Origin of the sequence: Cypionkella sinensis (assembly GCF_042646385.1) — a bacterium.
Classification (GTDB): Bacteria; Pseudomonadota; Alphaproteobacteria; order Rhodobacterales; family Rhodobacteraceae; genus Cypionkella; species Cypionkella sinensis.
The window spans coordinates 1,266,807-1,286,598 of sequence record NZ_JBHRTO010000001.1; the positions used below are offsets into that span (position 1 = coordinate 1,266,807).

18 protein-coding genes are annotated in these 19,792 nt (G+C 61.4%); 10 read left to right on the plus strand and 8 right to left on the minus strand.

Annotated elements, in window-relative coordinates; all coding sequences use genetic code 11:
• The first annotated feature begins 2 nt into the window (after positions 1–2).
• From ACFOGH_RS06310 to ACFOGH_RS06325, 4 genes are all read left to right on the plus strand, one after another.
• Positions 3–419, plus strand: a complete 417-nt coding sequence (locus tag ACFOGH_RS06310; RefSeq protein ID WP_380072219.1) for a RidA family protein — start codon at positions 3–5, stop codon at positions 417–419.
• Between the two features lie 143 nt (positions 420–562).
• Positions 563–1,234 carry a DUF1028 domain-containing protein gene (locus ACFOGH_RS06315; RefSeq protein WP_380072220.1) on the plus strand — a complete coding sequence of 224 codons (672 nt, stop codon included), beginning with the start codon at positions 563–565 and terminating at the stop codon, positions 1,232–1,234.
• Positions 1,235–1,341: 107 nt separating this feature from the next.
• Entirely contained in the window at positions 1,342–2,286 is a 945-nt protein-coding gene (locus ACFOGH_RS06320; RefSeq protein WP_380072221.1) for a LysR substrate-binding domain-containing protein, read from the plus strand.
• 90 nt (positions 2,287–2,376) lie between these two features.
• The gene (locus ACFOGH_RS06325; RefSeq protein ID WP_380072222.1) at positions 2,377–4,440 is read left to right on the plus strand and encodes an oxidoreductase; all 2,064 of its coding nucleotides are present in this window, start codon (positions 2,377–2,379) and stop codon (positions 4,438–4,440) included.
• A gap of 174 nt (positions 4,441–4,614) precedes the next feature.
• Here the strand turns inward: ACFOGH_RS06325 and ACFOGH_RS06330 are convergent, their stop codons facing one another.
• Positions 4,615–5,079, minus strand: a complete 465-nt coding sequence (locus tag ACFOGH_RS06330) for an RrF2 family transcriptional regulator (protein WP_380072223.1) — start codon at positions 5,077–5,079, stop codon at positions 4,615–4,617.
• A gap of 290 nt (positions 5,080–5,369) precedes the next feature.
• Between ACFOGH_RS06330 and ACFOGH_RS06335 the strand changes: the two genes are divergently transcribed.
• Positions 5,370–5,528, plus strand: coding sequence for a hypothetical protein (locus tag ACFOGH_RS06335; protein ID WP_380072224.1), 159 nt, complete (start codon positions 5,370–5,372; stop codon positions 5,526–5,528).
• 60 nt (positions 5,529–5,588) lie between these two features.
• Here ACFOGH_RS06335 and ACFOGH_RS06340 read toward each other — a convergent pair whose 3' ends face one another.
• Positions 5,589–6,866 carry an ROK family transcriptional regulator gene (locus tag ACFOGH_RS06340; protein WP_380072225.1) on the minus strand — a complete coding sequence of 426 codons (1,278 nt, stop codon included), beginning with the start codon at positions 6,864–6,866 and terminating at the stop codon, positions 5,589–5,591.
• Between the two features lie 213 nt (positions 6,867–7,079).
• Here ACFOGH_RS06340 and ACFOGH_RS06345 point away from each other — a divergent pair, with 213 nt between their 5' ends.
• The 5 genes from ACFOGH_RS06345 (at position 7,080) to ACFOGH_RS06365 (ending at position 13,335) form a co-directional block, all read left to right on the plus strand.
• Positions 7,080–8,105, plus strand: a complete 1,026-nt coding sequence (locus ACFOGH_RS06345) for a substrate-binding domain-containing protein (RefSeq protein WP_380072226.1) — start codon at positions 7,080–7,082, stop codon at positions 8,103–8,105.
• A gap of 197 nt (positions 8,106–8,302) precedes the next feature.
• Complete coding sequence (locus tag ACFOGH_RS06350; protein WP_380072227.1) at positions 8,303–9,658, plus strand: sugar ABC transporter permease; 1,356 nt, start codon at positions 8,303–8,305, stop codon at positions 9,656–9,658.
• Between the two features lie 11 nt (positions 9,659–9,669).
• Complete coding sequence (locus tag ACFOGH_RS06355) at positions 9,670–10,428, plus strand: ATP-binding cassette domain-containing protein (RefSeq protein ID WP_380072228.1); 759 nt, start codon at positions 9,670–9,672, stop codon at positions 10,426–10,428.
• A 51-nt stretch (positions 10,429–10,479) separates the two neighbouring features.
• Positions 10,480–11,778: a vanadium-dependent haloperoxidase gene (locus ACFOGH_RS06360; RefSeq protein ID WP_380072229.1), complete on the plus strand. Its 1,299-nt coding sequence runs from the start codon at positions 10,480–10,482 to the stop codon at positions 11,776–11,778.
• A 3-nt stretch (positions 11,779–11,781) separates the two neighbouring features.
• On the plus strand, positions 11,782–13,335 hold the full coding sequence (locus ACFOGH_RS06365; RefSeq protein WP_380072230.1) for a CRTAC1 family protein: 1,554 nt from the start codon (positions 11,782–11,784) through the stop codon (positions 13,333–13,335).
• Here the strand turns inward: ACFOGH_RS06365 and ACFOGH_RS06370 are convergent.
• From ACFOGH_RS06370 to ytfQ, 6 genes are all read right to left on the minus strand, one after another.
• Entirely contained in the window at positions 13,314–14,309 is a 996-nt protein-coding gene (locus ACFOGH_RS06370; protein ID WP_380072231.1) for an aldose epimerase family protein, read from the minus strand. The genes ACFOGH_RS06365 and ACFOGH_RS06370 overlap by 22 nt on opposite strands.
• Positions 14,310–14,312: 3 nt before the next feature.
• Positions 14,313–15,047 (minus strand): FadR/GntR family transcriptional regulator, encoded by a 735-nt coding sequence (locus ACFOGH_RS06375; protein WP_380072232.1) that lies wholly within the window; start codon positions 15,045–15,047, stop codon positions 14,313–14,315.
• Position 15,048: 1 nt separating this feature from the next.
• Entirely contained in the window at positions 15,049–16,026 is a 978-nt protein-coding gene (yjfF, locus tag ACFOGH_RS06380; protein WP_380072233.1) for a galactofuranose ABC transporter, permease protein YjfF, read from the minus strand.
• Positions 16,026–17,024, minus strand: a complete 999-nt coding sequence (locus tag ACFOGH_RS06385) for an ABC transporter permease (protein ID WP_380072234.1) — start codon at positions 17,022–17,024, stop codon at positions 16,026–16,028. Before ACFOGH_RS06385 ends, yjfF begins: the two co-directional genes overlap by 1 nt.
• Complete coding sequence (locus tag ACFOGH_RS06390; protein WP_380072235.1) at positions 17,021–18,538, minus strand: sugar ABC transporter ATP-binding protein; 1,518 nt, start codon at positions 18,536–18,538, stop codon at positions 17,021–17,023. Before ACFOGH_RS06390 ends, ACFOGH_RS06385 begins: the two co-directional genes overlap by 4 nt.
• A 97-nt stretch (positions 18,539–18,635) precedes the next feature.
• Entirely contained in the window at positions 18,636–19,604 is a 969-nt protein-coding gene (gene ytfQ, locus ACFOGH_RS06395; protein ID WP_380072236.1) for a galactofuranose ABC transporter, galactofuranose-binding protein YtfQ, read from the minus strand.
• Between the last annotated feature and the right edge of the window lie 188 nt (positions 19,605–19,792).

Consider the following 19,792-nt stretch of genomic DNA (forward strand, 5'->3'; position numbering starts at 1 on the left):
CCATGTCCATCACCCGATACCGCAAGTTCAACACCAAAGTCACCTATCCCGAACAGAACCTCGACAACGACCTGTGCCATCTGGTTGCCACCCGCGGCGGCACCACGCTCTATTTCCGCGGTGCCTGCCCGCAGGATCTGGATACCGCCGTCAACCTCGGCAGCCATGATCCCGCCGAGCAGACCCATAAGGTGATGAGCAATATCAAACAGATGATCGAAGAAGCCGGTGGCCGGATGGAGCATCTGGTGAAACTGGTGGTCTACCTGACCGATGTGCGCCACCGTGAACCCGTCTATCGCGTGATGGGCGAATATATCAAAGGCGTGCATCCGGTCTGCACTGGCCTGACCGTCGTCGCCCTCGCGCGCCCCGATTGGCTGGTGGAAATCGACGCCACCGCCGTGATCCCGGATTGATCCCAAAGCCGGGGGTTTCACACCCCCGGACCCCCGTGGAGTATTTCTGCCAAGATGAAGCCAAACCCTTCATTCGCCTTGGCGAAAATACTCTCGGGGGTCCGGGGGCAGACAGCCCCCGGCCTTGCAGAAATAGGCCCAACATGACCTTCTCGCTGATCGCCCGCTGCGCAAAAACCGGCCAGTTCGGCATGGTGATTTCCTCGTCCTCACCCGCCGTCGCCGCCCGCTGCGCCCATACCCGCGCGGGCGTGGGGGCTGTTGCCAGCCAGAACATCACCGATCCGGCGCTCGGCCCCTTGCTGCTGGATGCCCTTGCACGGGGCAAACCCGCAGATCAGGCTTTGGCCAGCGTCACCCAAGGCCGCGAGCATATCGACTACCGTCAGCTTCTGGTGATCGACACAGCAGGCCGCACCGCCATCCATTCCGGCGCCCAGGTGCTTGGCAACTGGGGTGAAGCGCAGGGCTCCGATTGCGCCAGCGGCGGCAATCTTTTGGCCAATGCGAGCATCCCTAGCGCGATGATCGCAGGGTTTGAAACCACCACCGGCCACCTTGGCGACCGGCTGATCGCGGCGCTCAACGCAGGTCTGGCGGCGGGTGGCGAGGCTGGCCCGGTGCATTCCGCAGGGATGAAGATTGCGGATAAGCTCGACTGGCCGCTGGTCGATCTGCGCATCGACTGGTCCGACAGCCCGATTGAAGACCTCGCCGCCGCTTGGGCCGTCTACCGCCCACAAATGGCAGCCTATGTCCAGCGCGCGCAAGACCCGACGCTAGCCCCATCCTACGGCGTGCCCGGAGACGAATAGACCCACGACGCATAAACCAGCGACGCAAAGGCCTATCGCGAATAGATTTGCGCCAGATATCGCAATATGCTTAGCCTGTTCCTAACCCAACACCCGGAACAGCCCCAATGCCCTTGCGATTCACCCTGCGCCAGTTGGAATATCTCGTGGCCGTCGGCGATAGCGGCTCGATTGCGATGGCTGCCGAGAAGGTCAACGTCTCCAGCCCATCAATCTCAGCGGCGATCTCGCAGCTTGAGGCCGAATTCGGCCTCGCCCTGTTCGTGCGCAAACACGCCCACGGGCTGTCGCTGACCCAAGGCGGCAAGCAATTCGTCGCCCAAGCCAAACAAGTGCTGGCCGAGGCCGCGAAACTGAACGAACTCGCCAATCAGATCACCGGCAAAGTGCGCGGCCCCCTTAGTGTCGGCTGCCTTGTCACCTTCGCGCAAATGGTCCTACCGCAACTGCGCCACAGCTTCATCCAAGCCTACCCCGAGGTCGATTTCACGCAAGTTGAACACAATCAGGTTGAGATTTTCGCGGCCCTGCGCTCAGCCAAGCTCGACATCGCCCTGACCTATGATCTTGATATTCCATCTGATCTTAGCTTCATCCCGCTGGTCACCCTGCCGCCCTATGCGGTGATGCCACCCAACCATCCGCTGGCCAGCCGCGACCAGGTCACCCCGCGCGATCTGTCCGAATATCCGATGATCCTGCTCGATCTGCCGTTGTCCTCGGATTACTTTCTGTCGCATTTCACCGCCAACGCCCTGCGCCCGCATATTGTCGAGCGCACCCGCGACATGGGGGTGATGCAATCCATGGTCGCCAATGGCTTTGGCTATTCCATCGCCAACATCCGCCCGCTGACCGACGCCGCACCAGATGGCCGCCGCCTGCGCTACATTCCCCTGACCGGATCGGTGCGCCCGATGAAGCTGGGGCTGGCACTTGCCGAAGGCGCTGGCATCTCGCTGACCGTGCAGGCCTTCATCGACCACGCCCGCGCCGAGATCACGCTGAACTCTACCCCCGGCCTGCATCTGACCGTGCCGCGCAGCAGCTAAGGGAAAACCTAAGTCAGGCTTTGTCATCGCGTGCTTTACCGCAAGGCCAAGCTCGGCAAAGTGCCGCAACCCCACCCGAAAGGCCGGAAAATGCGCGATCCCCGCTATGACATTCTGTTTCAACCGCAACAGATCGGCCCGCTGACCGCTAAAAACCGCTTTTATCAGGTGCCGCATTGCAATGGCGCAGGCTATCGCGATCCGTCTGCGGCGGCAGCGATGCGTGGCATCAAGGCCGAGGGGGGCTGGGGCGTGATCTTCACCGAACAGACCGAGATGCACCACACCTCTGAAATCACCCCCTTCATCGAGTTGCGGCTGTGGGAAGACCAAGACATACCCGCCATCGCAAAAATGGCGGCAGCGATGAAAACCCACGGCGGGCTGGCGGGCATCCAACTGGCCTATTCCGGCATCAATGGTCCGAATTTCTACACCAAGGAAGTCCCGATGGCTGTCTCGCCCGGCCCGATCCGCACCTTTACCAATGACCCGGTGCAGGCGCGCGGGCTAGACAAGACCGACATCAAGAACCTGCGCCGCTGGTTTGTGAACGCCGCCAAACGATCCAAACTGGCGGGCTTCGATCTGATCTGCCTCTACGGCGCGCATGGCTTTGGCATCTTTCAACATTTCCTCTCACGCGCCACCAACCAGCGCAGCGACGAATACGGCGGCAGCCTTGAGAACCGCTCGCGTTTCGCCCGCGAGGTGATCGCCGATATGCGCGACGCCGTCGGCGACACCATGGCGCTGACCATGCGCGTCAGCCTTGATGAAAACATCGGCAACCTCGGCTTTTCCAACGCCGAATTGCGCGATTTCATCGCGATGAACGGTGATCTGCCCGACCTTTGGGATCTCGCCCAAGGCACTTGGGAAGATTGCTCTGGCCCGTCGCGCTTCAAGGAAGAAGCCGCCCAGCAAACCCTTGTGCAAGGCATCCGAGACCTCACCACCCGCCCCGTCGTCGGTGTCGGTCGCTTCACCTCGCCCGATGTGATGGCGAAAATGATCCGCCAAGGCACGCTGGATTTCATCGGCTGCGCCCGTCCCTCGATTGCCGATCCGTTCCTGCCCAAAAAGATCGAGGAAGGCCGCATCGAAGACATCCGCGAATGTATCGGCTGCAATATCTGCGTCACCGGCGACATGACGCAAAGCATCTCGCGCTGCACCCAGAACCCGACCTTCATGGAGGAATGGCGCAAAGGCTGGCACCCCGAACGCATGAATGCCAAGGGCGCAAGCCAGAACGTGCTGATCGTGGGCGCAGGCCCCGCCGGGCTGGAGGCCGCCCGCGCCCTGTCTTTGCGCGGCTATGACGTGGCCTTGGCCGAGGCCGGAACCACCTTGGGCGGGCGCGTCGCCAAAGAGCGCCTGCTGCCGGGGCTTTCCGCCTGGGGTCGGGTTGCCGATTACCGCGCCTATCAGATCAGCCAGCGTCCGAATATTGAGACCTATTTCGACAGCCGCCTGAGCGCCGACGATATCCTCGCCTTCGGCTTCCAGAACATCGCCATCGCCACCGGGGCGCTGTGGCGGGCCGATGGCGTGGCGCGAATGCATGTCGAAGCAATCCCCAACAGCGGCATGCAGGTCTTCACGCCGGATGATCTGATGGCAGGCCGCTTGCCGAAAGGTCGTGTGACGGTGTTTGACGACGATCACTACTACATGGGCGGCGTGCTGGCCGAGCTTCTGGCGCAACAAGGCTGCGATGTGACGCTGATCACCCCATCGGCCTATGTGTCAGACTGGACACTGAACACCCTCGAGCAAGGCGCGATCCACCGCAGGCTGGCCGCGGCGGGAGTGAAAATCACCCTCAACACCGGCCTGATCTCGATGCAGCCGCAAAGCATAACCACCGCTTGCGTCTACACAGGCGCTGAAACCCAAACCGAAACCGACGCCGTGGTGATGGTGGCCAGCCGCACATCGCAAGACCAACTCTACCGCGACCTGCAAGCCCGCGCGGCCGATTGGGCCGACGCTGGCATCCTGTCGGTCAAACTGATCGGCGACGCCAACGCCCCCGGCCCGATCGCCTGGGCCACCTACGCAGGCCACCGCTATGCCCGAGAACTCGACACCCCCGATATCGGCGACGCCCTGCCCTTCCGCCGCGAAGTCACCGCCTTGCAGGATTAGGTGCGCGGCAAAGCCGCTTCTTCTTGGCTTAAATACTCCCGCCGGAGGCTTCTGCGGCATATGTCGGATGCCTCCGGCGGGAGTATTTAAGCCAAGATGAAAGCCCGGAACCAGCGGCCAAGACCCGGCACGGGGCGAGGCCGCCGGGGCGGGACGCAATCTTGATCTGGAAACTCAGGAGGCCAGCGGTTCGGTCAAGACCTGCGCTGCCACAGCCCCCGAGCGCAGCATGTCGGCCAAGGTCAGCGATTCAATCAGCAGCAGGTAAGACCAGAAAATATCGGCGAACACCTTGCGGATGCGGCAGCTTTCCTCGTCCACACAATCTTCGCAGCGCTGATAGGCCCGGCGCGAGAGACACGGCAGCGGCGCAATCGGCCCGTCGATCAGCCGCAGCAGTTCCGAAATCGAAATCTCAGCTGGCGGTTTGATCAGTTGATAGCCGCCCGAGCGCCCACGGGTCGAGGCGATGATGCCCGCATTGCGCACTTCCAGAAGAATATGCTCGAGAAACCGCTTCGGCGTACCAGAGCGTTTGGCGATCGCTTCGATCGTCAAGGCCTCGGGCGTCGCCTGCGCCGCCGCATCCGCCAGCACCAACAGCGCTTTCAGGGCATATTTCATTTTTTGTGTAATCATGTCCAAGACCTAACTGGCGCTTAAAAAGGAATCAATCCGCGTCTGGCGGGTTTGCGAAAAATCTTGACAGCAAAGCTGAAACCCCCGGTGTAAAGCCTGCACAGGCAGTGCAAGCTGACAATCGCCGATGCGTTGCCTGCGCTGAAACCCCAGAAATTCCTGTGAAATCCGCCGCAACTGCCCATCCGAATCAATCACGATATATTTGGTAGATTAATAATGCTTTCGCGACTCACAAAAGCTTGATAACGTGACAGCACGATCCATCCAAAGCTGCACAGGATGCTCACATGTCACAAATGTTGTCACAGCGCCCGACACGGCGCGCCACTTATGTTGCTCTGGTGGTGTTTGGTCTGGCCTATCTTGGTGTGATGGCGATCATTTTCGCCCCCGAAGGTAGCCTCTCCAGCCGAAACCCGGTGATGTCGGCCCAAACCACCGAATAGCCACACTGATTGAACAAAACACTAAGGCAGGCCACAGCGGCCTGCCTTTTTTCATGGCCCCTATTGCGCGGCAATCTCGCGCGGCGCCATCAGAATCCGCTCTGTCACCGCCGACAGCGCCAAGGCCGCAGCCCCATGCGCCCAAAGCAGATCACCCCAGGCATGGATTTCAATCGGCGGGCGCGGCCTGCCAGTGTTGATCACCAGATTGTCCATCTCGGCCAAAGTCTCGGCGGCGTAGAGATAATCGAACTTCAGCCGCTCGCCCGACAGGATGATTAGCGCCGGATCGAACAGATTGACGACATTCGCCAACCCCACCGCCAGATAGCGCCCCGCCCGCCGAAAGATGCTGCGTGCCGTGGCATCACCTGCTTGCGCGTGATCATACAGGCTTTCCAGCAGCACCGAGATCGACTGCCCTTCGCGATGCCCCCAGTTCAGCGCCGTGGTCGCCTCGCGTGCCAGTGCATAATCGGCGACATAGGCCTCTAGGCAACCGCGCTGGCCACAGCGGCACAGGGCACCATCCAGTTGCACTTTGGTATGGCCCAACTCCATCCCCAGCCGCTGCGAGCCGCGATAAATCTTGTGGTTCATCACAAAGCCCATGCCGACGCCATGTTCAAACGTCACCACCGCGAAATCGGCCAGACTGCGGCCTGCGCCGAACCACAACTCGGCCAGAGCCACCAGATTGGCGTCATTGTCGATGCTGACAGGCAGGCCCAACCGCGCCTGCGCCGCATCAGCCAAGGGCACCGCGCGTTCCGTCAGGGTGGAGGACCACAGCACCACGCCCTCGGCCTGATCGACAAACCCCGGCAGGCCCACACCCACCCCCGACAAAGCCGAACGCGCAATCCCTGCGTTGTCGCAAACACGGTCCAGCAGTAGCGCCATCGCGTCCAGCATCTCCGGCAAGGGCATTGGTCCCGGCCTGCGCGGCACCACCTCATTCGCCAAGAGATTGCCGGCGAAATCGACGATCACCGCCGAATGTTCGCGGTCCGACATCTTCATGCCGGCGACCATATGCGCCTGCGCCCGCACCCCCAGCGCCACGGCAGGACGCCCGCGCCCCAGTTCCGGATCACGCGGCGCGCTCACCTCTTCGATCAGCCCGGCCTCGATCAATTCTGAGGTGATCGTTGTCACCGATGCGGGCGAAACACCCAGATCCTTGGCAACCTGCACCCGCGGAATCAAGCCTGACGCGCGCACCCGTTCAAACACCTGCTGGCGCAAGGGGCGCATTGATTCGGACAAAGGCGGAATCAGTGGGCCGCAGCCCCTCGTCGCCATCTCTGCCTCATCCGCTGCGCCAAAACTCGGCATTTATTTGATCTCCGAATAAAAAAATGGCAGGATTGTTCATGCGCGATCTATTATTGCTGCAATGCAGCGCGGATTTGCAAGAAAATCTGGCTCACTTGTTCTCGCGCATCAGTTTTATTTTGACAACTGAATTTATTCGCGGCAATTTTCCGGCAGTTCTAGCGAATCTGCGGAACAGGTCATACGCTGGCCGAATCCATAGGGAGGATAAAAATGCGTAAGGTCATTATGCTTGCGGTCATCGCCGCAGCAGGTTTTTCGTCGGCTGCTTTGGCAGAAGGCAAGAAGATCGGTGTGTCTTGGGCTCAGTTCCAAGAAGAGCGTTGGAAGATCGACGAAGCCGCAATGAAGGCCGCGATCGAAGCCGCTGGCGATGAATACATCTCGGCTGACGCTCAGTCGTCGTCGGAAAAACAACTGTCGGACGTTGACGCGCTGATCGCTCAGGGCGCAAATGTTCTGATCATCAACGCTTGGGACAAAGACGCCATCGGTCCGGCCATCGAGAAAGCCGCTGCCGAAGGTATCCCGGTTGTCGGCTACGACCGTCTGATCGAAGACAACCGCGCCTTCTATCTGACCTTCGACAACGTCGGTGTGGGCAAAATCATCGCAGAAGAAGTGATGAAGGCCAAACCCGATGGCAACTACGCCATCATCAAGGGCGACCCGGGTGATCCGAACGCTGACTTCCTGCGCGCAGGGATGGAGCAAGTCATTGGTGAGGCTGTCAAGGCTGGCACCATCAAGATCGTCGGCGAAGTCTACACCGATGGTTGGAAGCCGGAAAATGCTCAGAAGAACATGGAGCAGATCCTGACCGCCAACAACAACGCCGTTGACGCCGTTCTGGCTGAAAACGACGGTATGGCAGGCGGCGCATCGGCAGCTCTGTCGGCTCAGGGCCTGGTGGTTCCGTTGGGTGGCCAAGACGGCGACCTGGCTGCAATCAACCGTGTGGCACGTGGCACCCAGACCGTTTCGGTTTGGAAAGACTCGCGTCAACTCGGCAAAGCAGCAGGCGAGATCGCAGCACAACTGGCAGCTGGCACCGCGCTTGACGCGATTGCGGGGGCTACCAAGTTCTCGGGCGGCGAAAAAGGCGTTGAAATGAACGCTATCCTGCTGACCCCGACCGCGATCACCAAAGACACGCTGAACCTGGCGATCGACGGTGGCCACATCACCAAAGCCGAAGCCTGCGAAGGCGCTATGGAAGGCGTTGCTGCCTGCCAATAATCGGCACAGCAGGCCGATCCGCGCACAGCGCGGGTTGGCCATCGCCCTGAACTAATGGTCCGGCGTCAGCCTTTTGCTGGCGTCGGGCTTTCCCAAACGCAAAGCGCCCCTCACCCTTGTGACCGTTTGCCGAGTTGAACAGGTCAAAGGCCCCACAGGCCACACGCGTTTCCCCCTCTCACAAGCCGGACGAGGATATGACAGTTACCCCCACCCACTCCCCTCAGGGCAGCGATGCCAGACTTGGCCCCATCGCGCGTTTTATCCGCGACACCGAACTTGACACCCGTATGCTTGGCATGGTCGGCGCTCTGCTGCTGATCTGGGCCAGTTTCCATTTTTACCCGATCATCGCCAATCTGCTCAGCGGCAATGGTTTGAACATGGGCCTTGGCCTGTTCATCACCCCGCGCAACCTGTGGAACCTGTCGGTGCAAACCTCGATGACCGGGATCATGGCGACGGGCATGGTGCTGGTGATCATCACCCGCAACATCGACCTGTCCGTGGGCTCGATTGTCGGTGTGACCGGCATGGTGATGGGCATCGTGCAGGTGAACATCCTGCCGCCGATGCTGGGCCTTGGCAGCCCGGTGATCTGGATCATCACCGCCCTGATCGGCATCGTGCTCGGCGCGTTGATCGGCGCATTTCATGGCTGGCTGATCGCCTATCGCGGCATCCCGTCCTTTATCGTGACCCTTGGCGGCATGCTGGTCTGGCGCGGCGCGGCCTTCCTCACGGCTGACGGCAAGACCATCGCCCCGATGGACACCACCTTCGCCCTGCTCGGCGGCGGCCCGAATGGCTCGGTCGGTGCAGTCGGCAGTTGGATCGTCGGTATCTTGGGTTGCGTCGCTGTACTGTGGATCATCCAAGCCGGCCGCAAGTCCCGCACCAAACACGGCTTTCCGCAACGCCCGATCTGGGCTGAAACCGTGCTGGCGATCCTTGGCTGCGGCGTGCTGATTGGCGCTGTCATGGTGGTCAACGCCTATACCTGGCCGAAAGGCATCGTGGATGCCTATGTCAAAGCCAACCCGGATGTCGTCGTGCCAGAAGGCGGTCTGGTGATCTCGACCGGCTTCGCGATCCCGGTGCTGATCCTTGTCGTCGTCGGCATCCTGATGACCATCCTGATGACCCGCACCCGCTTTGGCCGCTATGTCTTTGCAATCGGCGGCAACCCGGAGGCGGCAGCTTTGTCCGGCATCAACACAAAATGGATGACGCTGAAGATCTTCGCGCTGATGGGCCTGCTGTCGGGCCTTGCCGCAGTCGTGGCCTCCGCCCGCCTGAACGCTGCCACCAACGCGCTTGGCACGCTGGACGAGCTTTACGTCATCGCCTCGGCCGTGGTCGGCGGCACCTCGCTCGCTGGCGGTGTCGGCACCATTTATGGCGCGATCATCGGTGCCTTGGTGATGCAGTCTTTGCAAACCGGCATGGTGCTGATTGGCTATGGCGACGGCTCTTACCGCATGATCGCCGTGGGCGTGGCACTGGTGCTGGCCGTCTATCTTGACAACCTTTACCGTCAGAAAACCAAGTGAGGGGTGATACCATGGCAAACACAGGCACACCTCTGGTCGAGATGCGCGACATCTCGATCGCGTTCGGCGGCATCAAGGCCGTCGACCACGTCACCATTGATCTGCACCCCGGCGAAGTTGTCGGCCTGCTGGGCCACAATGGCGCGGGCAAATCCACGCTGATCAAATGCCTTTCCGGCGCTTACAAAGCGGATTCGGGCGAAATCTACATCAACGGGGCCAAGGCCGAGATCACCACCCCCCGCGACGCCCGCGACTATAACATCGAGACGATCTACCAGACCCTCGCCCTTGCCGATAACCTCAACGCTGCCTCGAACCTGTTTCTGGGGCGTGAGATCGTCGGCGCGGGCGGCTTTCTCGACGATAGCGCGATGGAGGCCGAAACCCGCAAGATCATGGCGCGGCTGAACCCGAACTTCCGCAAGTTCAACGTGCCGGTCTCGGCGCTGTCGGGCGGCCAGCGCCAATCCGTCGCCATCGCCCGCGCGGTCTATTTCAACGCCAAGATCCTGATCATGGATGAACCCACCGCCGCCTTGGGTCCGCAAGAAACCCAGATGGTCGCCGAGCTGATCCAAGAGCTGAAAAAGCAGGGCCTCGGCATCTTCCTGATCGAACACGACATTCATGCCGTGATGGATCTCTGCGACCGCGCCGTGGTGATGAAGAACGGCCAGCGGGTTGGCACAGTGAACGTGGGTGAAGTCACCGATGAAGACATCCTCGGCATGATCATTATGGGTAAAAAACCGCCGCAAGCCGTGTAAAACATCCGGCGCGGGGGCCACCTCGCGCCGCTTTTCCTTGTAGGAGCCGCCATGCAGCGCCGCCATTTCCTCGCCCTGACCGGGGCCGCTTTCGCCCTGCCCGCTTTGCCGCTGCACGCAGCCACCTCGCCCAGCGACACGCTGCTGACATGGTATAAGCTGGTGCTGGAGCTGGTGCGCCATACCGCCACCTACACCCCCCCGGTTGCCGCCCGCGCCTTTGGCTATCTGGGGCTCGCCGCCTACGAGTCCCTCGCCTCAGCCAGCGGAGCCACCAGCCTTGCCGGCCAGATCAACGGCCTCACCGCCTTGCCCGCGCGCCCCGCAGGCGCTTACGATGAATCCCTTGTCCTCCATGCCGTCATGTCCGAAGCGGTGGAAACCTTCTTCGGCAACACCGGCCCCACCGGCCAGCGCGCGATGGCCGCGATGCGCGACAAACTTGGCACGAAGCTTTCCGCAGGCGTAGCCGCTGATGTGGCAGAACGCTCGGCAGCCTATGGCCTCGCCGTTGCCCAGCATATTGAAGACTATAGCAAAACCGACGGCGGCCATGATGTGAAGAACATGGGCTTCCCGATGGATTGGGCGCTGCAAAAAGGCCCGGAATACTGGGTGCCAACCAGCGTGATCGTCCAGCAACAAGCGCCCTTGCTGCCCGAATGGGGCAAAAACCGCCCCTTCGCCATGCCCGTGGGCGCGCCCTGCACCGCAGGCGATCCCCCCGCCTATTCCGAAGACCCCACTTCCGAGTTCTACAAACAGGCGAAAGAGGTCTACGACACCTCGAAAACCCTCACCGAAGAGCAGAAAGCCATCGCCCGCTTCTGGTCGGACGACCCGATGCTGTCGCCCACCCCGCCCGGCCACTGGATTTCGATCACCCTGCAAATCCTGCACCGCGACGGCACCGATGCCCTTCACGCCGCCGACGCCCTCGCGCGTGTCGGCATGGCGGTGAACGACGCCTTCATCGCCTGCTGGAACGACAAGATTCACTACAACCGCCTGCGCCCCGTCACCTACATAAAGCGCGTGATCGACAAGACATGGGAGCCGTTGCTGATCACCCCGCCCTTCGCCGAATACCCCTCCGGCCATTCCACCCAATCCGGTGCTGCCGCCGTGGTGCTAGCGCAGGTGTTTGGCGCGGATTTCGCCTTCGACGATGCCACCCACGCTGATGATGGCATCAAACCGCGCCATTTCAGCGATTTCCAAAGCGCCGCCGCCGAGGCCGCCCTGTCGCGTCTCTACGGCGGCATCCACTTCCGCGCCGCGAATGAGAACGGTCTGCGCCAGGGCGCCGAGGTTGGCACTTTCATCAACGCTTTGAAATCATTGGCCTAAGAGATGAAATACCTCGCCCTCGCCCTCGCCCTGCTGCCCTTCCCTGCCTTCGCCGAAACCGCCCCGCCTGCGCCCTTGGTCCCCAGCTTTGCCGAAGCAACCGCCACTGCTGGCGTGAACCAAATCTACGCAGGCGATTGGGAATACATGGTCGGCGGCGGGGTTTCGACCTTCGACTGCAACGCCGATGCCCGCCCCGATCTGATCATCGCAGGCGGCACCAATCCGGCGAAACTGTTCATCAACCAAAGTGAAGCTGGCGGCGATCTGCGCTTCGTCGAAACCGAAAGCGGCCTAGAGCAAACCGCAGTCTTGGGTGCCTATGCCCTTGATATTGATAGCGATGGCCTGCCCGACATCGTTCTTTTGCGCCAAGGCGAAAATCAGGTGATGCGCGGCCTTGGCAACTGCAAGTTTGAGAACGCCAACAAGGCCTGGGGCTTTGACGGCGGCACCGCTTGGTCCGCCGCCTTCGCCGCCACATGGGAGAGGGGCCAAAACTGGCCCACCCTCGCCATAGGCAACTACATCGACGCCACGCAAGACATGTTTCCGTGGGGAAGCTGCACGGACAACTGGTTGCACCGCCCCGATGGCCAGAAATTCGCCGCCCCCACCCCACTGAAACCCAGCTTCTGTGCCCTGTCGATGCTGTTTTCCGACTGGAACCGTTCCGGCACCCCCAGCTTGCGCATCGCCAACGACCGCGAATACTACAAGGGCGGGCAAGAACAACTCTGGCACATCGACCCCGGCAAGCCCCCCGCGCTTTACACCGAGGCAGAAGGCTGGAAACGCCTGCGCATCTGGGGCATGGGCATCGCCAGCTATGATCTCGATTTCGACGGGTATCCTGAGTATTTCGTGACCTCGATGGCCGATAACAAGCTGCAAACCATGGCAAACACTGAAACCAAAGCCGCCACCTTCAAGGACGTGGCCTTTGCCAAACACGCCATTGCACAACGCCCCTTTACCGGCACCGATCTGAACCCCTCTACCGGCTGGCACGCGCAGTTTGAAGACGTTAATAACGATGGCCTCGCCGATCTGTTCATCGCCAAGGGCAATGTCGATGCGATGCCGGATTTCGCGCTGAAAGACCCCAACAACCTGCTGCTGCAACGCGCCGATGGCACCTTTGAGGAAGCCGGCGACCGCGCCGGTGTCGCCGCCACCGGCCTGTCACGTGGTGCTGCCTTGGCCGATCTGAACGCCGATGGCCGGATGGATCTGGTGGTGGTCAACCGCCGCGAGCCTGCGCAAATATGGCGCAACACCACCGAAAGCCCGAACCACTGGCTTGCCCTGACCCTCGCGCAAACCGCCCCCAACACCGACGCCATCGGCGCTTGGGTCGAGGTGAAGATGCAAGACCACATCCAACGCCGCGAGATCACCGTCGGCGGCGGTCAGGCGGGCGGCAACCTTGGCCCTGCGCATTTCGGTCTGGGTGATCTGACCCAAGCCGAGGTGCGGGTCATCTGGCCCGATGGCACCGAAGGCGCGTGGCAAACGCTGCAAGCCGACGCCGCTTATCGCTTGCAAAAGCCCTGATCGGCCACGAAAAACGAAAAATCCATCCGGTGCCGATACGCATCCCCGGCCCGGACCACAGCCGAAGGATAATCGGCATGGTTCGGGCTGTCCGGCCACTTTTGCGTCTCCAGCGTGAACCCAGCCCGCGCACCATAAACCGCGCCCGCTTTGCCCGGCAGCCCTTCCGGCAGATACGACCCGGTGTAAAGCTGCACCCCCGGCTGATCGGTATACAGCCGCATCCCCCGCCCCGAGGCCGGATCAACCGCCACCACCGCAGGCCCCGCGCCCCCATTCAGACACAGGTTGTGATCAAAGCCGCCCGCTGGCACCGCCGCATCCAGTGCCCGCAAATCCCTGAAATCAAACGGCGTTCCCGTCACATCCACCGCCGCCCCCAGGGGCAGCAGTGCCGCATCGACCGGCAGATAGCGATCCGCCGCGATCTGCAACATCTGGCGGTCAGCCTCACCGCTGCCCTGCCCCGCCATGTTGAAATAGGTATGGTTCACCAGATTGACCACGCTATCCGCCGCAGCCCGCGCCACCATCTCGATGCGCAACTGCCCCGGCGCGGTGAACGCATACCGCGCCTCCACATCCAGCGCGCCCGGAAAACCCATCTCACCATCCGGCGAATGCAGCGCAAGGGTCACGCCGCGCGCATCCGCCTGCACCACCTGCCACAGCTTTTTGTCAAACCCCTGCGCGCCGCCATGCAGATGGTTGCCACCCTCGTTGCAATCCAGTTGCACCACGCCGCCCTGCCAATCAAACCGCCCGCCCGCAATCCGGTTGGCATAGCGCCCACAAATCGCGCCAAAATACGTCCCCGGATGATCCAGATAGCCCTGCACATCATCATGCCCCAGCACGATATCGGCCAAAACCCCACCGCGCCCCGGCACCCACAACTGCATCAACCGCGCGCCGTAAGCCGTTACAACCGCAGAACAATCCGCGCCGTCACTGATCTTGAAAACCTCAGCCAATCCTCATGCCCCCAAAATCCAAACCCGATCCGCCGCCAGAATCGCGCCCATCGCTACCCCCGCAGCCTCCACCGCGCCCTGCGCCACCGCATCGGCCAAGGCCTGATACAGCGCCGCCTTTTCGCCCGCGAAATCGACCACCCCGGCGCGGATTTGCGGCGCAATCGCCTGCACCACGCCAAATTCCACCAAAGCCTGCGCCGCGCGCAGAAACGGATTCTGGCTCGCCTCACACAAAATCCGATGAAACTCGAACTCGGCCAGCGCGAATGGTTCGACCAGCGCCGCCGTCATGCTGCGCTGTTGCAACCAATAGAGCAGCATCCGCAACTGTTCAGCCGAGCGTCTTTGCGCTGCCAGCCGCGCCGTCTGCATCTCGATCATCTCACGCAATTCGACAAAAGCTTGCAGAAAAGCAGGCTCTGGCCCCGCCTCTTGAATCCAGCCAAGCACTTGCCGATCATAGAGATTCCAGCGGTTGCGCGGCAAAACCCGTGTGCCCACCTTGGCCCGCGCCTCGACCAGCCCCTTGGCCTCGAGCGTCTTCAGCGCCTCGCGCAACACGGTGCGCGAGACGTTGTAGCGGTCCATCATTTCCGCGTCATTCGGCAGGATCGCACCCACCGCAAGCCGCCCCGAAGCGATGCCAATGCCGACTTCGCTGATCACATAGGAGTGGAAATTGCGCGCCACCTGCCGCCCGGACAGCGCACGGACGAGGCTGCCGGGTTCGCTCATGCTAGGTTTTCCAAAACACTTTCCTGCGTGGGGCTGCCGCCGAGAACACCAGCCTTTGCAACAGAATGAACAGGAAAAGCAAGCCGCCGATCACGATTTTCGTCCACCAACTCGACAAGCTGCCGTCAAACACGATGTAGGTCTGCACCAGCCCCTGCAGCATCACCCCGATGAACGTGCCCGCGATAAAGCCATAGCCCCCGGTCAGCAGCGTGCCGCCGATCACCACCGCCGCAATCGCGTCCAACTCGACCCCCAAAGCCGACAGCGAATAGCCCGCCGAGGTGTAAAGCGAAAACACGATCCCGGCGAGGCCCGCCAGCGTCGCCGACAGCGTATAGATCAGAATGGTGGTGCGCGCGACAGGCACCCCCATCAACCCGGCTGAAACCTCTGATCCGCCAAGCGCGTAAACATAGCTGCCAAACCGGGTGCGATGCGCAAGGATCATGCCGAACACGAACACCAGCAGCATGATCATGCCGATCACCGTCAACCGCCCGCCCCCCGGCAACAGGATGTAGCTTTTTGAAATCGTTGTATAAAGCTCGTGTTTGATGCCGATACTATCCGGCGACAAAACCGAGGCCCCGCCCCGCGCCAGAAACATCCCCGCCAGCGTGACGATGAAGCTCGGCACCTTCAGGTAATGGATCGCCGCCCCCATCACCGCGCCAAACGCCGCCGCCACCATCAGCGAAATCGCAAAGGCAAACAGCGGATGCAGCCCCAGCCACATGATCAAAACCGCGTTCAGCACCGTGGTAAAGCCAATCACCGCCCCCACCGACAGATCAATCCCGCCCGAGATGATCACAAAGGTCATCCCCACCGCCGCGATCCCCAGGAAAGCGTTGTCGGTCAGGAAATTGCCCAGCACGCGGGTGGAAAACATCGCCGGAAATTGCAGGATGGCGGCCAGATAGGCCAGCGCGAAGATCGCCGTCGTGGCCACAAGGGGCCGTAAAGCGCGGTTCATCAGGCTTTCCTTTCCGCCATAAAGCGCTTGCGCAGGGCTTGTGCCACCAAGGGCGCTTGCAACACCAAAATCAGGATGATCACCCCGGATTTCACCACCAGATTAAACTCTGGCGAGAAGCCCGAGATCAGAATGCCGGTGTTCATCGCCTGAATGATCAACGCCCCCACCACCGACATCGGGATCGAAAACCGCCCGCCCAGCAGCGATGTGCCGCCGATCACCACCGCCAAAATCGCATCCAGCTCCAGCCACAACCCTGCGTTATTGGCATCGGCACCGCGAATATCGCCCGCCACGATCAGCCCCGAGGTCGCCGCACAGAACCCGGCGAATGTATAGACCACCATCAGCAGCAAGCCGCTGGAAATCCCCGCAAATCTGGCAGCCGAACGGTTCACCCCCACCGCCTCGATCAACAGCCCCAACGCGGTTTTCCGCACAATCAAGGTCGCCCCAATTGCCAGCACCGCCGCAATCACGATCGGCATCGGCATGCCAAACAACGCCCCCGTGCCGATGAAAATCAGCACCGGATCGGAAAACGTCACGATCGAGCCCTCTGTCACCAGTTGCGCCAAACCGCGCCCCGCCACCATCAGCACCAGCGTCGCGATGATCGGCTGGATTTCCAGATACGTCACCAGCACGCCATTCCACAGCCCGCACAACACCCCGACCGCCAGCGCCGCCACCACCGCCACCAGCCCCGAGGCCCCGCCCGTCACCAGCACCGCCGCCACCGCTCCGGCAATCGCCATCACCGCGCCAACCGACAGATCCACCCCCTTGGTCGCGATCACCGCCGTCATGCCAATCGCCAAAATCGCCACCGGCGCGCCACGGTTCAGCACGTCGATCACGCTGCCAAACAGCCGCCCGTCCTGCAAGGTGATGTCGAAAAACCCCGGAAACAGCAGCCAGTTGATCAACAACACCGCTGCCAGCGCCACAAATTGCGGCCGCAGCAGCGCCGCCTTCCAATGCACCCGCTTCATACCGGCACCCCCGGGTTTTCCGCAATCGCCGCCACGATGACCGAGGGCGCAATATCCGCGCCGCTCAACTCCGCCACCATCGCGCGATCCCGCATCACCACGATGCGGTTGGAATAGGCCACCACCTCATCTAACTCCGACGAAATCACCAGCAACGCCAACCCCTCCTCGCGCAAGCGATTGATCGTGCGCACAATTTCCGCATGGGCGCCCACGTCGATCCCCCGCGTCGGCTCGTCCAAAATCAGGAAGTTCGGATCAATCGCCAGCCAGCGCGCCAGAATCGCCTTTTGCTGATTGCCACCTGAAAGCAGCTTCACCGGCATCTCGTAATCCGCCGCGCGAATGTCCAAAGCCTCGGCATAGTTGCCTGCAATCTCGTTCTGCTCATCGCGGTTCAGCGCGCGGAACCAGCCGAGCTTGGCCTGCAGCGCGATGATGATGTTCTCGCGCACCGACAATTCGCCAAAAATCCCGTCCAGCTTGCGATCCTCGGGGCAAAACCCAAACCCCGCCGCTACCGCCTGCGCCGGATTGCGGATGCTGACCACCTTGCCGCCGACGGTGATCTCACCACCATCCGCGCTGTCCACGCCAAACATCAGCCGCGCCATTTCGGTGCGACCAGACCCCAGCAGCCCCGCCACGCCCACAACCTCGCCCTCATGCAACGTCAAAGAAAATGGAGCCACTTTACCCTGCCGCCCCAAGGACTTGAACTCTACCCGCACCGGGCCTTGCACCGCCTCGGCCACGCCCACGCCGCCATGATCAAACGCCAGATCCTTGCCCAGCATCATCCGCACCACATCCGTCGCCGTCACTTCCGACAGCGCCTTGGTGCCGATCAGCTTGCCGTTGCGCAAAATCGTCACCCGGTCTGCGATCTCAAACACCTGATCCAGAAAATGCGTGATGAAGATAATCCCCAGACCGCGCGCCTTCAGCCGCGCCACCACCTCGAACATCTTGGCCACTTCGTTGCGGTCCAGACTCGCCGTCGGCTCGTCCAGCACCAGCACCTTGCCCGAAAGCTCCACCGCCCGCGCAATCGCCACGATCTGCTGCACCGCCACCGAATAGCTGCCCAGTTCCGCCCGCACGTCGATTTCCAGCCCATACCCGGCCAGCAATTCGCGCGCCCGCGCCTCGATCACCTTCCGCTGCACGATGCCAAACCGCGTCGGCTGATGGCCCAGAAAAAGATTTTCAGCGACCGAGCGATTGGGCAGCAGATTCACTTCCTGATAGACCGTGCCAATGCCGTGGCGCTGCGCATCCAGCGGATCGGAAAACCGCACCGCCGCCCCGTCAAGCACCACCTCGCCACCGTCAGGCTGATAAGCCCCGGTCAAGATCTTGATAAGTGTGGATTTTCCTGCGCCATTCTCGCCCAGCAGCGCATGCACCTCGCCGGGTCGCACGGTAAAATCCACCCCATCCAAAGCCCTGTGCTGGCCGAAAATCTTCACAATGCCGCGCGCTTGCACGACGGGTTCTGCGCCCTCGACCATGCCCTGCTCCCCAAATTCCCGTGGCTCACTCTGCGCGAAAGCCCAGATAAAGCAACATCGGCCAGATCGCTCTGGCCGATGCCAATGCTAGACCAGATTAATAGCCCAGACCCTTGCGGCGATCATATTCGCCCTGCGGATCATCCTTCGGTGTATAGAGTTTCGACTCGGTGATGATGAACTTCTCAGGCTGCGTGCCATCGGTCAGATAAGCATCCAGCGCCGCAAAGGCCGGGCCTGCCATGTTCGGCGTCAGCTCGACCGTGGCATTGGCCTCACCTGCCACCATCGCCTGGAAGATATCCGGCACGCCGTCAATCGACACCACCAGAATATCGCTGCCCGGCTTCAGGCCCGCATCCTTGATCGCCTGAATGGCCCCAACCGCCATGTCATCGTTATGCGCATAAACCGCGCAGATGCCCTTGCCGCCGTCTTCGGCTTTCAGGAAACCTTCCATAACTTCCTTGCCCTTGGCGCGGGTAAAGTCGCCGGTCTGGCTGCGGATGATAGACAGGTTCGCGTGGCCCTTGATGCCTTCCTCAAAGCCCTGCTTGCGATTGATCGCCGGAGACGACCCCACAGTGCCTTGAAGTTCCACAACTTTACACTCTTTGTCGCCGACAGCGCCCACCAGCCATTCGCCAGCAACGCGGCCTTCCTTGACCTGATCCGACGCCACCGAGGTCAGATACAGATCCTGCGGCGCATCAATGCCACGGTCCAGCAAGATCACCGGAATATTGGCTTCCTTGGCCTCGGTCAGCACTTCTTCCCAGCCCGTCGCCACGACCGGAGCGATCAGGATCGCCGCGACGCCCTGCGCGATAAAGCCCCGGATCGCCTTGATCTGGTTTTCCTGCTTTTGCTGCGCATCAGCGAATTTCAGATCGACGCCAAGCTTTTCAGCCTCGGATTTCGTCACCGAAGTCTCAGCCGCCCGCCAGCCCGACTCGGAGCCGATCTGCGAAAAGCCGATGACCTTGCCCGACAGATCGGCATAGGCCGCCGAAGACAATAGGGCGCTGACACCCGCGGCGAGCGCGAGTTTTTTGATAATGGACATGATCCCTCCCTAGGATTTTGTGGCAGGTGTCTTCCCTCACCAGCCTGTGATGAGGCTAGCAAAAGTATTACTATATGTAAAATGCGAAGTTTGCGCTGGATTTTTGGGCGAAATGTGAAGCCAAGTCCTTGGAAATTCAGACAAGATTTCGCGCACAGGTTGGCGACGCAAGCGCAGCATTTTCACGC

Excerpts from the sequence above, each read along its gene's own strand:
- ACFOGH_RS06310 (WP_380072219.1), top strand. The coding sequence starts at position 3 with ATGTCCATCACCCGATACCGCAAGTTCAACACCAAAGTCACCTATCCC.
- ACFOGH_RS06315 (WP_380072220.1), top strand. The coding sequence starts at position 563 with ATGACCTTCTCGCTGATCGCCCGCTGCGCAAAAACCGGCCAGTTCGGC.
- ACFOGH_RS06320 (WP_380072221.1), top strand. The coding sequence starts at position 1,342 with ATGCCCTTGCGATTCACCCTGCGCCAGTTGGAATATCTCGTGGCCGTC.
- ACFOGH_RS06325 (WP_380072222.1), top strand. The coding sequence starts at position 2,377 with ATGCGCGATCCCCGCTATGACATTCTGTTTCAACCGCAACAGATCGGC.
- ACFOGH_RS06330 (WP_380072223.1), bottom strand. The coding sequence starts at position 5,079 with ATGATTACACAAAAAATGAAATATGCCCTGAAAGCGCTGTTGGTGCTG.
- ACFOGH_RS06335 (WP_380072224.1), top strand. The coding sequence starts at position 5,370 with ATGTCACAAATGTTGTCACAGCGCCCGACACGGCGCGCCACTTATGTT.
- ACFOGH_RS06340 (WP_380072225.1), bottom strand. The coding sequence starts at position 6,866 with ATGCCGAGTTTTGGCGCAGCGGATGAGGCAGAGATGGCGACGAGGGGC.
- ACFOGH_RS06345 (WP_380072226.1), top strand. The coding sequence starts at position 7,080 with ATGCGTAAGGTCATTATGCTTGCGGTCATCGCCGCAGCAGGTTTTTCG.
- ACFOGH_RS06350 (WP_380072227.1), top strand. The coding sequence starts at position 8,303 with ATGACAGTTACCCCCACCCACTCCCCTCAGGGCAGCGATGCCAGACTT.
- ACFOGH_RS06355 (WP_380072228.1), top strand. The coding sequence starts at position 9,670 with ATGGCAAACACAGGCACACCTCTGGTCGAGATGCGCGACATCTCGATC.
- ACFOGH_RS06360 (WP_380072229.1), top strand. The coding sequence starts at position 10,480 with ATGCAGCGCCGCCATTTCCTCGCCCTGACCGGGGCCGCTTTCGCCCTG.
- ACFOGH_RS06365 (WP_380072230.1), top strand. The coding sequence starts at position 11,782 with ATGAAATACCTCGCCCTCGCCCTCGCCCTGCTGCCCTTCCCTGCCTTC.
- ACFOGH_RS06375 (WP_380072232.1), bottom strand. The coding sequence starts at position 15,047 with ATGAGCGAACCCGGCAGCCTCGTCCGTGCGCTGTCCGGGCGGCAGGTG.
- yjfF (WP_380072233.1), bottom strand. The coding sequence starts at position 16,026 with ATGAACCGCGCTTTACGGCCCCTTGTGGCCACGACGGCGATCTTCGCG.
- ACFOGH_RS06385 (WP_380072234.1), bottom strand. The coding sequence starts at position 17,024 with ATGAAGCGGGTGCATTGGAAGGCGGCGCTGCTGCGGCCGCAATTTGTG.
- ACFOGH_RS06390 (WP_380072235.1), bottom strand. The coding sequence starts at position 18,538 with ATGGTCGAGGGCGCAGAACCCGTCGTGCAAGCGCGCGGCATTGTGAAG.
- ytfQ (WP_380072236.1), bottom strand. The coding sequence starts at position 19,604 with ATGTCCATTATCAAAAAACTCGCGCTCGCCGCGGGTGTCAGCGCCCTA.